At 40.8% G+C, this 14,609-nt stretch carries 12 protein-coding genes and 1 tRNA gene; 9 read left to right on the top strand and 4 right to left on the bottom strand.

Features of this window, described 5'->3' with window-relative positions; genetic code table 11:
- Window positions 1–101 precede the first annotated feature (101 nt).
- Complete coding sequence (gene recQ, locus ACT29H_RS04295) at window positions 102–2,282, bottom strand: DNA helicase RecQ (RefSeq protein ID WP_444820363.1); 2,181 nt, start codon at window positions 2,280–2,282, stop codon at window positions 102–104.
- 398 nt (window positions 2,283–2,680) lie between these two features.
- On the opposite strand from recQ, the gene tatC reads away from it, so the two are divergent.
- From tatC to clpX, 6 genes are all read left to right on the top strand, one after another.
- Window positions 2,681–3,499 carry a twin-arginine translocase subunit TatC gene (tatC, locus tag ACT29H_RS04290; protein ID WP_444820362.1) on the top strand — a complete coding sequence of 273 codons (819 nt, stop codon included), beginning with the start codon at window positions 2,681–2,683 and terminating at the stop codon, window positions 3,497–3,499.
- 233 nt (window positions 3,500–3,732) lie between these two features.
- Window positions 3,733–4,500: an LPS export ABC transporter ATP-binding protein gene (gene lptB, locus ACT29H_RS04285; RefSeq protein WP_444820361.1), complete on the top strand. Its 768-nt coding sequence runs from the start codon at window positions 3,733–3,735 to the stop codon at window positions 4,498–4,500.
- 60 nt (window positions 4,501–4,560) lie between these two features.
- A tRNA-Leu gene (locus tag ACT29H_RS04280) sits at window positions 4,561–4,642 on the top strand.
- A gap of 299 nt (window positions 4,643–4,941) precedes the next feature.
- The gene (gene tig / locus ACT29H_RS04275; protein ID WP_444820360.1) at window positions 4,942–6,315 is read left to right on the top strand and encodes a trigger factor; all 1,374 of its coding nucleotides are present in this window, start codon (window positions 4,942–4,944) and stop codon (window positions 6,313–6,315) included.
- Between the two features lie 216 nt (window positions 6,316–6,531).
- Complete coding sequence (clpP, locus tag ACT29H_RS04270; RefSeq protein WP_444820359.1) at window positions 6,532–7,221, top strand: ATP-dependent Clp endopeptidase proteolytic subunit ClpP; 690 nt, start codon at window positions 6,532–6,534, stop codon at window positions 7,219–7,221.
- Between the two features lie 58 nt (window positions 7,222–7,279).
- The gene (gene clpX, locus ACT29H_RS04265) at window positions 7,280–8,494 is read left to right on the top strand and encodes an ATP-dependent Clp protease ATP-binding subunit ClpX (protein ID WP_444820358.1); all 1,215 of its coding nucleotides are present in this window, start codon (window positions 7,280–7,282) and stop codon (window positions 8,492–8,494) included.
- Window positions 8,495–8,599: 105 nt separating this feature from the next.
- Here clpX and ACT29H_RS04260 read toward each other — a convergent pair whose 3' ends face one another.
- Window positions 8,600–9,016: an OsmC family protein gene (locus ACT29H_RS04260; RefSeq protein WP_444820357.1), complete on the bottom strand. Its 417-nt coding sequence runs from the start codon at window positions 9,014–9,016 to the stop codon at window positions 8,600–8,602.
- A gap of 276 nt (window positions 9,017–9,292) precedes the next feature.
- Between ACT29H_RS04260 and ACT29H_RS04255 the strand changes: the two genes are divergently transcribed.
- The 3 genes from ACT29H_RS04255 to ACT29H_RS04245 all read left to right on the top strand — a co-directional run bounded on the left by ACT29H_RS04255 (window position 9,293) and on the right by ACT29H_RS04245 (window position 13,282).
- Window positions 9,293–10,000, top strand: coding sequence for a Crp/Fnr family transcriptional regulator (locus tag ACT29H_RS04255; RefSeq protein ID WP_444820356.1), 708 nt, complete (start codon window positions 9,293–9,295; stop codon window positions 9,998–10,000).
- 693 nt (window positions 10,001–10,693) lie between these two features.
- Window positions 10,694–12,340: an AMP-binding protein gene (locus ACT29H_RS04250; protein WP_444820355.1), complete on the top strand. Its 1,647-nt coding sequence runs from the start codon at window positions 10,694–10,696 to the stop codon at window positions 12,338–12,340.
- Window positions 12,341–12,460: 120 nt separating this feature from the next.
- Entirely contained in the window at window positions 12,461–13,282 is an 822-nt protein-coding gene (locus ACT29H_RS04245; protein ID WP_444820354.1) for an MBL fold metallo-hydrolase, read from the top strand.
- An 8-nt stretch (window positions 13,283–13,290) separates the two neighbouring features.
- On the opposite strand, the gene ACT29H_RS04240 is transcribed toward ACT29H_RS04245, so the two are convergent.
- Both ACT29H_RS04240 and ACT29H_RS04235 read right to left on the bottom strand, forming a co-directional pair.
- Window positions 13,291–13,782 (bottom strand): dihydrofolate reductase, encoded by a 492-nt coding sequence (locus ACT29H_RS04240; RefSeq protein WP_444820353.1) that lies wholly within the window; start codon window positions 13,780–13,782, stop codon window positions 13,291–13,293.
- A gap of 2 nt (window positions 13,783–13,784) precedes the next feature.
- A complete protein-coding gene (locus ACT29H_RS04235; protein ID WP_444820352.1) occupies window positions 13,785–14,579 on the bottom strand; it encodes a thymidylate synthase in 795 nt (264 codons plus the stop codon).
- Window positions 14,580–14,609 lie beyond the last annotated feature (30 nt).

Genomic DNA, 14,609 nt, shown 5'->3' with positions numbered 1-14,609 from the left:
AGCTTTAATGCATCCCAACAAGACGGAAAATTCCGACTGCCATTGGGATGAGACTGCCTTCCACTAAACAGAATGAATAAAAAAGTTCTTTTCCAACTGCCTTAATTTCCAACTTCAGAGATAAATTTAATCCGCACCATTCTTACATCCTCCTCCGAGTATTCATCTTCTCCCAACTCATCGAGGGCCACGCCGATATCATCAGTTTCTGCATCCTCTTTGAAATAATAAAAAATATCATCCCGATGTTCTTCATCCATTACCTGATTAATGTAATAATCAATATTCACGCGTGTTCCGGAATAAACAATAGACTCAATCTCTTTCAGCAAATCAAGAAGATCAATTCCTTTAGATTCTGCAATATCATCCAAAGAAATTTGACGATCAATACTTTGTATAATGGAAACCTTTAATTTACTCTTATTGGCCACTGTTTTGACGACCATATCCATAGGTCGCTCAATCTCATTCTCTTCAACATGTTTCTGGATCAGTTTAATAAAATCTGATCCGTACCTTTTAGCTTTTCCGGCCCCTACTCCAGGCATATTCTGCAGCTCCTCAACGGTAATGGGATAGTAGGTCGCCATTGCTTCCAGAGAAGTATCCTGAAAGATTACAAATGGTGGCAGATTTTTCTTCTTAGAAATTTTCTTACGAAGATCTTTCAGCATCGAAAAAAGAGCGCTATCGAGAGCTGCCGTTCCTCCAGCAGAAAGAGACTCCTGCTCCATCTCGTCGAAATCATGATCCTTGGCAAGACGGATGCTATAAGGTTTTTTGATATACTCATGCCCCTTATCGGTTAATTTAAGAAGCCCGTAGTTTTCAATATCTTTCGACAGCAAACCAGCCACAAGTGATTGTCGAACCACAGCCAGCCAGAATTTTTCATCCTCATCATCTCCACAACCAAAAATATCCAGTTCATGATGATGGTACGACTTAACCACGCTAGTGACCTTCCCGATCAGAACATCAACAACATATTCGGTTTTAAACTTTTCCTTAAGTTCATGCACAACTTTCAGCAGCTTCACAATATAATCTTTTCCTTCGAACTGTTCTTTAGGATTAAGACAATTGTCACAAGCACCACAATTTTCAACGGTATAATCTTCGCCAAAGTAATGCAATAAGGTTTTTCTTCGACATAAGGAAGATTCGGCATAAGCCACTGTTTCAAGCAACAATTGCTTCCCAATCTCCTGTTCTGCAAGGGGTTTACCCTGCATAAATTTTTCGAGTTTTTGGATGTCCTTATAGCTGTAAAAAGCAATGCACTTACCTTCCCCACCATCGCGTCCTGCCCTTCCGGTTTCCTGATAATAGCCTTCCAAACTTTTGGGTATGTCATAGTGAATAACCAAACGGACATCCGGTTTGTCAATTCCCATTCCGAAAGCGATGGTTGCAACAATGACATCGATCTCCTCCATCAGAAATTTATCCTGATTTTTGCTTCTGGTACCTGCATCCATCCCTGCATGATAGGGAAGAGCCTTAATTCCGTTTACGACAAGCGTTTCGGCCAGCTCCTCCACTTTCTTTCTACTCAAGCAATAAATAATAGCCGACTTCCCTTGATTATCCTTCAAAATCTTAATAATCTCCCTCGTAGCATTAACCTTTGGCTGTACCTCATAGTAGAGGTTAGGGCGATTAAAAGATGACTTAAAAACCTTAGCATCCAACATGCCGAGATTTTTCTGAATATCATGTTGCACTTTAGGTGTAGCCGTAGCCGTTAAAGCGATGACAGGAGCTTCTCCAATCTCATTAATAATCGGCCGAATTCTTCTGTATTCCGGCCGGAAGTCATGTCCCCATTCAGAAATACAATGGGCCTCATCCACAGCATAGAATGAGATCTTTACTTGCTTAAGAAATTGAATGTTCTCTTCTTTGGTCAGCGATTCCGGCGCAACATACAACAGCCTTGTTCTCCCGGCAACCACATCATCCTTAACCTGTTGAATAGCAGATTTTGTCAAAGAAGAATTTAAAAAGTGAGCAATTCCATCATCTTCACTAAAATTCCGCATTGCATCTACCTGATTCTTCATCAAGGCAATTAAGGGAGAGATGACGATGGCTGTACCATCCAGTATCAATGCCGGTAACTGATAGCAAAGCGACTTTCCACCTCCTGTTGGCATCAATACAAAAGTATCGTTACCATTAAGAACATTTTTGATAATGTCTTCTTGGTTTCCCTTAAATGTGTCGAAACCAAAGTGCTTTTTTAAATACCTTTTAAGGTCAACCTGTTTAGTCATAACAAAATCTAACTATTTCACAATATCCTTCACAATATCAGACTGTTATTTTTCATTTCCTTCTTGACCATCAAAACCAACAAAATTAATAGATATTTATAAATACCGTATAACATTTTGTCATTTTAAAAATGTATAACATTTTCAAAAGGTGGGTAAATAATGGTTAGTGCGAGTCAGTGAAAGAGTTCAATAACATTTAATCGGTCCAAAAATTTCATCTAGGGGATTTCATTATTCAGGAATCAAGCCTATTGGGACGGATTATTCAATAAAAACATATTGAAGATATAAAATCGCCCGGGTAAAAACAAATAATTGGGAAAGTGTTTTTATCTTCGTACGATCAAAAAGGTTTAGGATTGGGTCAATAAATATTCAAATGTAGCTATCCGGATATGAGTAAGAAGAGCCAGGCTGAAATGTCATTTCTTGAACACCTAGAGGAGCTGCGCTGGCATTTGGTCAGATCGTTATTATATATTTTCGTTTTTGCAGTTTTGGCATTTATTTCCAAAAACATTGTATTTGATGTTATATTATTAGGGCCCAGCAAGCCGGAGTTTTTCACCAATAGTTTTCTGTGTAAGGTTGGAAATAATCTCGGGATGTCTGCTCTATGCATCAACCAAACACCTCTTTCTCTGCAAAATATCAACATGACAGGGCAGTTCACTACGCATTTATGGATCTCATTCCTCGCAGGAATTATTGCTGCCTTTCCTCTAATTTTCTGGGAATTTTGGCGTTTTATTAAACCGGCTTTATATAAAGAAGAAATTGAACAGAGTCGCGGTGCCATCTTTTTTGCATCCATTCTATTCACGATAGGAATATTGTTCGCCTATTATATTATATGTCCTTTGTCTGTTCATTTTCTGGGCAATTATAAAGTAAGTGAACAGGTAGACAACATTGTGAACCTCGGATCTTATATCAGTACCGTATCATCAATAATTCTGGCAAGCGGGATATTGTTCGAACTACCCATGTTCATCTATTTTTTAAGCAAAGTTGGTTTAGTCACTGCAGACACATTAAAAAAATATCGTCGTCATTCAATTGTTGTCACTTTGGCTCTTGCGGCCATCATCACCCCACCGGATGTTATTAGTCAAATTCTGGTTTGTCTGCCCCTGATTCTTTTATATGAAGCAGGCATTATTATTGCAAGAGGTGTTGAAGCACGCAAAGAAAAAGCTTTAAAACTTAAATAACCATCCTTCAACAGTCATAAATCATCATGGTTATTCTATTGATTTTAGCTATTAGTGATTAAAAGATTGAATGAAGCAAGTACAAAAACACTAAAACGGTCAGAGCTTTTGGGGATAAGACATGGAAACAAGTTCTCTTACTTCCATAAGAGAACGGCAAAATTCACATAAAACCAAGAATTATATTCCTGATACTTTTTCAAAGGTTTATAATTGAATTAGATTTTAAGATCATGGCGGAACAAAGAATGCGATTATATACAGACACACTAATTAAAAAATACCGTAACCGTACGGTAGTAAAGGGCGTTTCTGTGGAAGTAAAGCAGGGCGAAATTGTCGGTTTGCTAGGCCCCAACGGAGCCGGGAAAACCACCACTTTTTACATGATTGTCGGATTGATTAAACCTAACGGTGGAGAAATTTATCTGGATCAGGATTTAATCACCAATGAACCGGTCTACCGGAGAGCACAAAAGGGGATTGGCTATTTGGCACAAGAGGCAAGCGTCTTCAGAAAACTCAGCGTTGAAGACAATATCAGGTCTGTATTACAAATGACCAATTATAGCAAAGAATACCAAAAGCAAAGACTCGAAGAATTGATCAATGAATTCGGGTTGGGACATATCCGTAAAAGCATGGGCATCCAATTGTCCGGTGGAGAGAGACGGAGAACCGAGATAGCCCGGGCCCTCGCCATTAATCCCAAGTTTATTCTACTGGATGAGCCCTTCGCAGGAGTAGACCCCATTGCAGTAAGGGATATTCAGGAAATTGTCGCCAAATTGAAGTACAAAAATATTGGCATTTTGATTACAGACCATAATGTTCACGAAACGCTTTCCATAACCGACCGAGCCTACCTGCTTTTCGAAGGAAATATACTGAAGGCAGGGACCGCAGAAGAGCTGGCCGAAGATCCGGATGTTAGAAGAGTATACCTGGGAGATGACTTCGAACTGCGACGAAGGAATTTCGACCAAACGCAAAATTCCTAATTTTTTTAACCATATTTTTGGAAAAGGAAAAAATTTTCCTGAAATTCGCATCCGCAAAAAGCGGACGTGGCGTAATTGGTAGCCGCGCTAGATTTAGGATCTAGTGCCGAAAGGCGTGTGGGTTCGAGTCCCTCCGTCCGCACAAGAAACCGCCTCGGGGATTAATCCCTTTGGCGGTTTTTTATGCACCCCGATGAATGAAAAAAGACGTTAATTTTCTCAAAATCGGGTATTGCATGAATCAACTTTTTGGCAACTTGTAAATGCTTCATTATCTTTGCAATCGTTTTTACCAACAGAGATTACAAGACACCTGATCAAAGCATATTTTGAAGCATAGAATTGAGCAATGGTGTCAAACACCAAACTAACTAAAAGTTCGACGCGGTATAGGCCCTCAAAAAGGGACCATAAATGGCCTAACAAACAAAAAGTTTTCACATGAACATTGAAAAAGAGCAAATTGATGATTTGAATGCAGTGGTACACATCACGGTCCAGAAAGACGACTATGAACCACGCGTTGAAAAAGTCCTGAAGGACTACCGTAAAAAGATCAACATGCCGGGATTCCGTCCCGGAAAAGTACCGGCAAGCTTGGTAAAAAAAATGTATGGAAAGGCAATTCTGGCTGAAGAAGTCAACAAGCTGGTTTCGGAAAACTTATCAAAATATATCAGCGAAAACAAACTGGACATCCTGGGCGAACCACTCCCCTCAGAAAAACATCAACCCATAGATCTGGAAAATGAAGAACAGTTTAAGTTTTCTTTTGATATGGGTTTAAGTCCCGAAATAGAGGTGAAACTTTCCAAACGGGAAAAACTCCCCTACTATGTCATCGAAGTAACAGATGATATGTTAGAGGGCCAGAAAAAAAATATTACCGGTCGTTTTGCAACTGCCGAAAAATGTGAAGAAGCTGATGAAAACTGCCTCCTCAAAGGAAATTTTGTTCAGCTCGATAAAGACGGTAAAGAACTGGAAGATGGAATCAAAACAGAAGATGCCGTATTATCCACAACAATTATAAAGGAAGAGAAAGAAAAGAAAAAAGTTCTGGGTGCAAAAGTGGGAGATGAAATCGTTTTGGATCCGCAAAAGGCGTTCCCCAATGAAACCGAACTTTCATACTTATTAAAAATTTCCAAAGAAGAAGCACAAAACGTAAAAGGGAATTTCAGTTTCAAGATTAACGAAATCACCAAGTATGTTGACCCTGAATTAAATCAGGAGTTGTTTGACAAGATTTTTGGCCCCGGCAAAGTAACCAATGAAGAGGAGTTCGCTGCCCAGGTTAAACAAGACCTTGAGAATACCCTTAAAATGGAATCCGAGTATAAATTCTCGGTGGACGCCAGAGATAAACTAATGGGGAAAGTGGACATAAAACTCCCCGAAGAATTCCTGAAACGTTGGCTCTTGGCAAGCTACCAGGGGAAAGACGAACATCCACTCACAGAAGAACAAGTTGACAAAGATATGCCGGGCTTCCTGGAAGATCTTAAGTGGCAAATTATCCGCAACAAGTTGATTAAAGATAATGAGCTTAAGGTTGAACAGGACGACGTTTTAAACTTTGCTAAAAAATCGGCCCGTCTGCAGTTTATGCAATACGGTCTCAACAATGTACCTGACGAACATATTGAGAGCTACGCCATGGACATGCTCAACAACGAAGAGCAACGGCGTAATTTTGCCGAAGGTGCTATCAATGACAAGGTCATGGAGTATATCAAGGGTGCTTTAAAAGTTGAAACCAAAGAAATATCTCGCGAAGAGTTCAACAAACTATTGGAAAGTAAAAAGAAGTAATCGCTCTTTCCAACCATAAAGCGACCAAAAGAAAAACAAACAGAGAGGGTCCGTTAAAAGACTAATTTTCAAATTAACCTGAAAATATTCCCGATTGGTGAAAACTTTTAATTTCGTCAATGGTTATGTTTTCAGGTTAAAATGTAATCATAAGTCCCAATCAGATCAAATTATTTCTACCTTAGCAGGTAATTACATTACAAATACCATTTAACTATGATCGATCCAAAAGACTTTCAGAAATATGCAACCAAACACAGGGGTATTAACAGTTTGGTGCTGGACCAATACACTGCCATTACGAGCAGTTATATCTCCCCTACCATCATTGAAGAGAGGCAATTAAATGTTGCCAGCATGGATGTTTTCTCGCGGCTGATGATGGATCGTATCATCTTTTTAGGGGTACCCATCGACGATTATGTCGCCAACATCATCCAGGCACAGTTGCTCTATCTTGATTCGGTAGATCCTACCAAAGATATCAGCATCTACTTTAACACCCCTGGCGGTTCGGTTCACTCCGGCCTTGGAATTTATGACACCATGCAGTTTATTTCGTCGGATATTCAAACCATCTGTACGGGGATGGCAGCTTCCATGGGCGCCGTTTTGTTAACTGCCGGTACCAAGGGGAAACGTTCGGCCCTGAAACATTCCAGAATAATGATTCACCAGCCGATGGGGGGAGCCCAGGGACAAGCTACCGATATTGAAATAACAGCGAGAGAAATCCTCAAACTTAGAAAAGAGCTTTATGAAATTATTGCCGAACACACCGGCAACACCTTCAAAAAAGTGGAAAAAGACTCGGACCGCGATTACTGGATGACCGCCGAAGAAGCCAAAAAATATGGGATGATTGATGAAGTTCTTGTTCGGACAAAAAAAGACAAGCAGGAATAATAAAAAAACGGCCCCATAGGGCCTCAGACCAATTCTGATAGAAAGAAAAGATTAGTATATGGATAAATGTTCATTTTGCGGACGTCCCAGAAAAGACACCAACCTGCTTATTGCCGGAATTTCTGGTCATATCTGTGATAGTTGTATCGAACAGGCACACTCCATTCTGGAAGAAGAAATGAAGAAAAAAAGTGCCTTCAATGTTGAAGAGATACAACTATTAAAGCCCGCTGAAATAAAAGCTTTTCTTGACCAATATGTTATTGGCCAGGAAGAAGCAAAGAAATACCTTTCCGTAGCTGTTTATAACCATTATAAACGGTTAATGCAGAAAGACTCCGGAGATGAAGTAGAAATAGAAAAGTCCAACATCATTCTGGTCGGCGAAACGGGAACCGGCAAAACGCTTTTGGCAAGAACCATTGCACGGATGCTGCATGTGCCCTTTACCATCGTGGATGCTACGGTACTTACCGAGGCCGGTTATGTGGGGGAAGATATTGAAAGTATCCTGAGTCGGCTCCTTCAGGCCGCCGATTACAACACAGAGGCTGCCGAAAAAGGCATCGTATTCATCGATGAAATAGATAAAATTGCCAGAAAAAGTGATAATCCTTCCATCACCAGGGATGTATCGGGTGAAGGAGTTCAACAAGGGTTGTTAAAACTTCTGGAAGGATCTGTCGTTAATGTACCGCCTCAAGGGGGACGTAAACACCCCGACCAAAAAATGATCCCGGTAAATACCAAGAACATACTGTTTATTTGCGGTGGCGCATTTGACGGAGTTGAACAGAAAATTGCCCGTAGGCTCAACACCAAAGTTGTGGGTTATTCGGCCAACAGAGATATCGAGCACATCGATGAAAACAACCTCCTTCAATACATTTCTCCTCAGGATTTGAAAGCTTTCGGACTAATACCGGAAATCATCGGACGGCTTCCCATATTAACGTATCTGGATCCATTGGACAGAGATGCTTTGAGACGTATTCTGGTAGAGCCTAAAAACTCCATAATCCGGCAATACAAAAAGCTGTTTGAGATTGATGGTATCGAGCTAAAATTTACCGAAGAAGTATTGGATTACATCGTGGATAAAGCCATTGAATTCAAGCTTGGCGCCAGAGGGTTAAGATCCATTTGTGAAACCATCATGATCGACCATATGTTTCACACCCCTTCAAAGAACACGAAAACGCTTACTATCACACTCGATTTTGCCGTAGAAAAGATCGAGCATACCAACTTGAGACGACTCAAAGCAAGTTAACATTTCTAACAAAATCGTATACACAAAAAAACCGGACGGGAAAACTTAATTCCCATCCGGTTTTTTTTCGTATCAGTATTAGGCCCTTCGCCGAAGCAAAACCTTTTACTCTTCGATTCTTATCTCATGTGTCAACTTCAAAGCTTTTTTGTAAACGGCAGACACCCCACAATATTTCTCATCCGACAGATTCACCGCCTTCTCAATTTTTTCAATGGGCAAATCCTTGCCTTTAAAAATGTATATCACATGCATCCGATTGTATTGCTTAGGATGGTCATCCGTCATGTCAGCTTCCACTTTGATCCTAAAATCCTCAACCTCCACACGCATTTTTCGGAGAATAGAGACAACATCCATTCCGGTGCATCCTGCCAACGCCAAAAGCATTAATGGTTTAGGCCGAACACCTTTATTGTCGCCCCCTACCGATGGGTCGGCATCAAGAATCACTTTATGACCATTCAGGTCTGCTTCAAATGACATTTTCCCTGTCCAATTCAGATCTAGTGTTGATTTCATGCTAAAAAGATTTTCAGAAATGACAAAAACAGTTATTAAAACTCATATCGGCTGATATCCCTCTTTAAATCCTGACTGATCAATATGATACATCATCCAATAGTGTTAATCACATCTGGCATATTCATTGAGATATAAAAGAGAGATACGACGACAGATATACACATATCTAAATTTGTATGTTAATAATGCAAATATAATCTTTCTTTTTATATTTGTATTAAAGAATCCAAGAAAGAAGTCATTCCCTAATGTTCTATCTTTTAATTATGTACTATGAAGAAATCCCAGGAAATTTATAATCCCGAAAACATTAATTTACGGTCATTTGAAATTTTCAAAGGACTAAACGACTCAGAACTGGACCTGCTCCATCAAAATCTGGTCTGTAACACCCATAAAAGAGGTTCCATCATCTATAACGAAGGGAGTCGGATTAATGGTTCTTACATTGTAACCAGTGGTATTCTGAAAATCTATAAAACCGGTTTCGACGGGAAAGAACAAATCATACGGTTTGCCAAAGAGGGTGATCTAATAGGCTTTCGTTCTATTATAAGTGAAGAGCTGGCATGTACTACGGCAAAAGTTATCCAAGACGCCGTTCTATGCTATTTCCCCGGTGACGTCATGACCGGATTCATCAAAGCCAACCCTGAATTCGCCATGTCGCTCATGCGTCTCAGTTGCAGAGAGTTGGGCGAATCCAATAAATATCTGACAGACATCGCGCAAAAGACGGTTCGGGAAAGACTGGCTGAAGTGCTTTTACTCTTAATGGATACTTTTGATCTAGACGAAGACAACACCCTTCGAATTACGCTCACAAGAGAAGAACTGGCCAATATGGTTGGTACAGCAACTGAATCCGTTATCCGGCTTCTTTCAGAATTTAAATCAGATAATCTGATCGAACTGCATGGTCGTAAAATAAAACTTTTAGACATTCCCAAACTCATTAAAATTGGCAATGTTTATGTGTAATCCCTTTTTTCTGTAAGACAATTAAACCTTGTCAGCACCATTTTCCTTAACCTTCCCTTATCAATAGTTTTTTTAGACGATATGTAAACCTTTGAAACAAGAACTTTCATATCGGGACTTTGAAAAAGCGATGATATGACAGCCAAATTCTTGTGTGTTAAGTTATCATCACCTTGAAAAGCGGTCTTTCCTGTTTTTAATGGAGTCAACCCCAAATCGTAATATTGAAGAAAAGAGATTCCATCATCGGCCGGGAAAAAAGAAGCTTTAAGACCATTTAACATCTACACTGCAGAGTCGCGATACTGACGTCAACGCTTCACAAAAAGATCCGATTCGGTTAAAATTTTATGATCCCTATCCGGTTAATGTTTGGTTGTTATAAAAAAAAATTTGACTTTTGCCTCCTGAACAATCATATTGGATAAAACATTTTTAAAATTAAAGTAATAATTTCACAACGCGAATTGAGATCAATTTCAAAAAGCAACTCTCCTGACCCACAACATTTCGCGAAACCTGCGTAAAGATCCCGGTCATTTCATTTATCGATTTTGCACCAATACAAAATCTATGACATAACCGAATTCATGATAAATAAGCAGGTTTTAGAAAAACTCTGACTCGAAACAGACATTTCAGAGGGATCAAAATGCTGAATCTGTTTTTTCAGACAAATCATAATTAGGAACTATGGAAAAATATGGATACATAGGATTGGTAAAATCGGCATTGGAAAATTACACCGATTTACCCGCCTTCAGTGACTTTAAAGGAAAGACCATTACCTTTCGGGAAGTAGGACAATCGATCTATCGATGTCATCGTGTTTTTAAAGCACTGGGAATCAAACCGGGAGACAAGGTAGCGCTCATCGGGCGGAATTCAACCAACTGGGCTCTGGCCTATTTGGGCACCATTACCTACGGCGCAATAGTCGTCCCCATATTACCCGATTTTAGTCCTGCAGATATCAATCATATTGTAAATCATTCTGAATCGGAGCTGCTCTTCACGACCGATCAAATATTCGACAAAATTGATGAAACTAAAATGCCGGCATTGAAAGGCATCATTTCGGTCAACGATTTGTCTGTTCTGGTCGACAATAAAGGGAAAGTACAAAAAGCCCTTGACAAGGCCCGGGAAGAAGTAAAGCCCGGAAGCAACAATTTCGACATTAACAAGTTAACCTTCTTTAATCCAAAGCCCGACGATTTAATGGTATTGTCTTATACCTCCGGGACTTCAGGTTTTTCAAAGGGGGTACTGCTTCCCCACAGAAGCATCTGGTCGAACGTTCAATATGCTCGCGACACCTTTGACATTATACCCGGTGAACGTATTGTTTCATTCCTGCCTCTGGCTCATACTTATGGCTGCCTTTTCGAATTTCTTTGGCCCTTTACCGAAGGGTGTCATGTAACGTTCCTTTCCCGAACACCTTCGCCTCAGATAATCACCGAAGCCTTCAGAAAAGTAAAGCCCAACTTAATTCTTTCCGTACCATTAATTCTTGAAAAAATATTCAAGAAGCAAATACTTCCCAAGCTTGAAAAAGGCACGGTCAAAACCTTACTCAAGGTACCGGTTGTCAATAAACTAATTCTTGGAAAGATAAAAGCCAAGTTGGTGGAAGTATTTGGTGGTGAATTCCGAGAAATAGTCATTGGTGGTGCAGCATTAAACAAAGATGTGGAGATCTTTTTACGAAAGATCGGATTCCCACTCACCGTCGGTTATGGGATGACTGAGTGCGGGCCCCTGATCAGCTATGCGCATTGGGATGAAACCAAACAGCACTCTGCCGGACGAATCGTCCACCGGATGGAAGTCCGCATCGACTCCAATGATCCTTATAATACGGTTGGGGAAATCCTCGTCAAAGGAGATAACGTCATGACCGGTTATTACAAAAATAAGCAGGCCACCAAAGAAATACTGGATGATGACGGGTGGTTGCACACCGGTGATCTGGGAATCCTCGACAAAGATAATTTCATCTTCATCAAAGGTCGTAGCAAGAATATGATTCTCGGGCCGTCCGGACAAAACATCTACCCCGAAGAAATAGAGGCGGCCATCAACAATAAAGAATATGTCCAGGAGTGTCTGGTTCGTTACGACAACGGGAAACTTGAAGCTCTGGTTTATCCCGACTATGAAGCCGCAGATGCTCAAAAACTAAACAATGACGACCTCGAAAAAATTCTTCAGAACATAAAGAGTGAGGTAAACAAGGAACTCCCGGCCTTTATGAATATCTCAAAAATAGTTCTGTTCCCCGAGGAATTTGAAAAAACACCCAAGAAAAGCATTAAACGGTACAAATACATGTAGCCGGGCTTAATCAAGAACGTGTGTTGCATCCGCCACAAAAAAGCATGAACAGGATGTTCTTTCCCAAAATAGAATCGTACCTTTGAACAAAGGTAGATCATTCATGGAATTCAAGGCATCATGAAAATTGTAACATTGGTGGAAAACCTGGCCTATCGGCAGGGGACAAAAGGCGAACACGGACTATCATTTCTGATCGAAACAGACCGAAAGCAGATTCTTTTTGATACGGGTCAGTCCGGTTTATTGATCGAGAATGCCAAAACACTGAACATCGACCTTGCATCCATTGATATGGTCGTTATTAGTCATGGACACTATGATCATACCGGTGGTCTGGAAGCTTTTTTCGAAGTGAATAACCATGCCCCTGTCTATCTGAAACCGCAAGCTCTGGAAGATAAATTTTCTCTTTCAACGGGGCGTTCCAGATATATCGGGATAGATAAAAAGATGGTCAGCAAGTACCGCTCCAGATTCAAAACCATTGAAGCAAACCGGGAAATTGCTCCGGGATTAAAGATCATCACCAAAATCAATCATTTCTATCCTTTTGAGCAACCATCGTCCTCAATGATTGTGCATGCAGAGGGGAAAGAACAAACCGACACTTTTGAAGATGAGCTTTTTATGGTGTACGATCACCATGATGGCATGGTCCTATTTGCCGGCTGCGCCCACAACGGGATAGCCAATATATGTCGCACGGCAATGCAAGAAACAAAGAAGGATCAAATTCAGTTGGTGTTAGGCGGCACCCATCTCAAAAATGCCTCTAAAGAAAGGATTCAACAAACTGTAAAAGCCTTTGAATCGCTCAAGGTTAACCATTTTGGTTTATGCCATTGCACCGGTCTTCCGGCATTCATGAGATTTTACAACCAATTTCCGGACAAAGTTGAATATGCCCATGTGGCCAGCCACTTTCAAGTGGGGCTATAATGTTCCATTTAAATCCTCACCCAGTCAATATAGCTAAAAGAATATCCGGACTTCACATCCCGGAAGGGGCCTTCACGCCCCTCCACCGTCCACTCTTCTTCACTAATTTCCGGAAACCAGGTATCGATCTCTGAGAAGGTGTGGTGAATCAATGTCTGATAAATATGGCCCGCCCGCGTCAAAAAGTGGCGGTAAATTTCTCCCCCACCGATCACAAAGACCTTTTCTCCGGGTTGACAAATATTATCGATCTCCCCGGGCGAATGAATCACTTCGCAATGGTCAGCCCTAAAATCATGCTGACGGGTTAGAACGATATTCCGCCTATTGGGCAGGGCGCCTTTGGGCAGGGCTTCAAAGGTTTTTCGTCCCATAACAATGGTATTCCCCTGCGTAATACTTTTGAACCTTTTCAGGTCCGCACTGATAAAAGCAGGCTGATTACCATTAATGCCTATGCCATTATTTTCATCAGCGGCAACGATCAAAGACAAAATCATATTCAAACGGATATTTCTCCTTTAATGTGCGGATGCGGATTATAATTGCTGAGGGTAAAATCTTCATACACAAAGTCGTCGATCTTGCGAACCGAGGGATTCAAGGCCATGACGGGAAGTGATCGGGGCTCACGCGTAAGCTGAAGCTTCACCTGCTCAATGTGATTCAGATAGATGTGAGCATCACCCAGGGTATGCACAAAATCGCCCGGTTCAAGATGAGCTACTTGCGCTATCATCATGGTTAAAAGCGCATAGGAGGCAATATTAAAAGGCACGCCAAGAAAAATATCGGCACTTCTTTGATAAAGCTGACAACTCAACCGGCCATTGGCCACATAAAACTGGAACAGAATATGACAGGGAGGCAGATTCATCTCATCCAATTGTCCCACATTCCAGGCACTTACAATATGTCTGCGCGAATCGGGATTATTCTGAACAGAGTCAATCACCTGTTGCAACTGATCAATATGACCGCCCTGATAATCGGGCCATGACCGCCATTGATATCCATAAATGGGTCCTAAACCACCATCCTCATCGGCCCATTCATTCCAGATACGAACCCCATTTTCCTGCAAATACTGAACATTGGTACTTCCCTTAATAAACCACAAAAGCTCGTGAATAATGGATTTAAGATGCATCTTTTTGGTGGTCAGCAACGGGAATCCCTCCTGCAAATTAAACCTCATCTGATGGCCAAATACACTAATGGTACCCGTTCCTGTGCGGTCTTTCTTTTCTATGCCCTCGTCAAGGACTCTTTTCAAGAGCTCTTTATATTGTTTCATCCGTATAAAATTAGGTTAAATCATTGGTCT

Origin of the sequence: Thermophagus sp. OGC60D27 (assembly GCF_052400625.1) — a bacterium.
Classification (GTDB): domain Bacteria; phylum Bacteroidota; class Bacteroidia; order Bacteroidales; family Marinilabiliaceae; genus Thermophagus.
The sequence above is the reverse complement of the archived record's forward strand: the minus strand, read 5'-3'. Positions and strand labels throughout refer to the sequence as shown.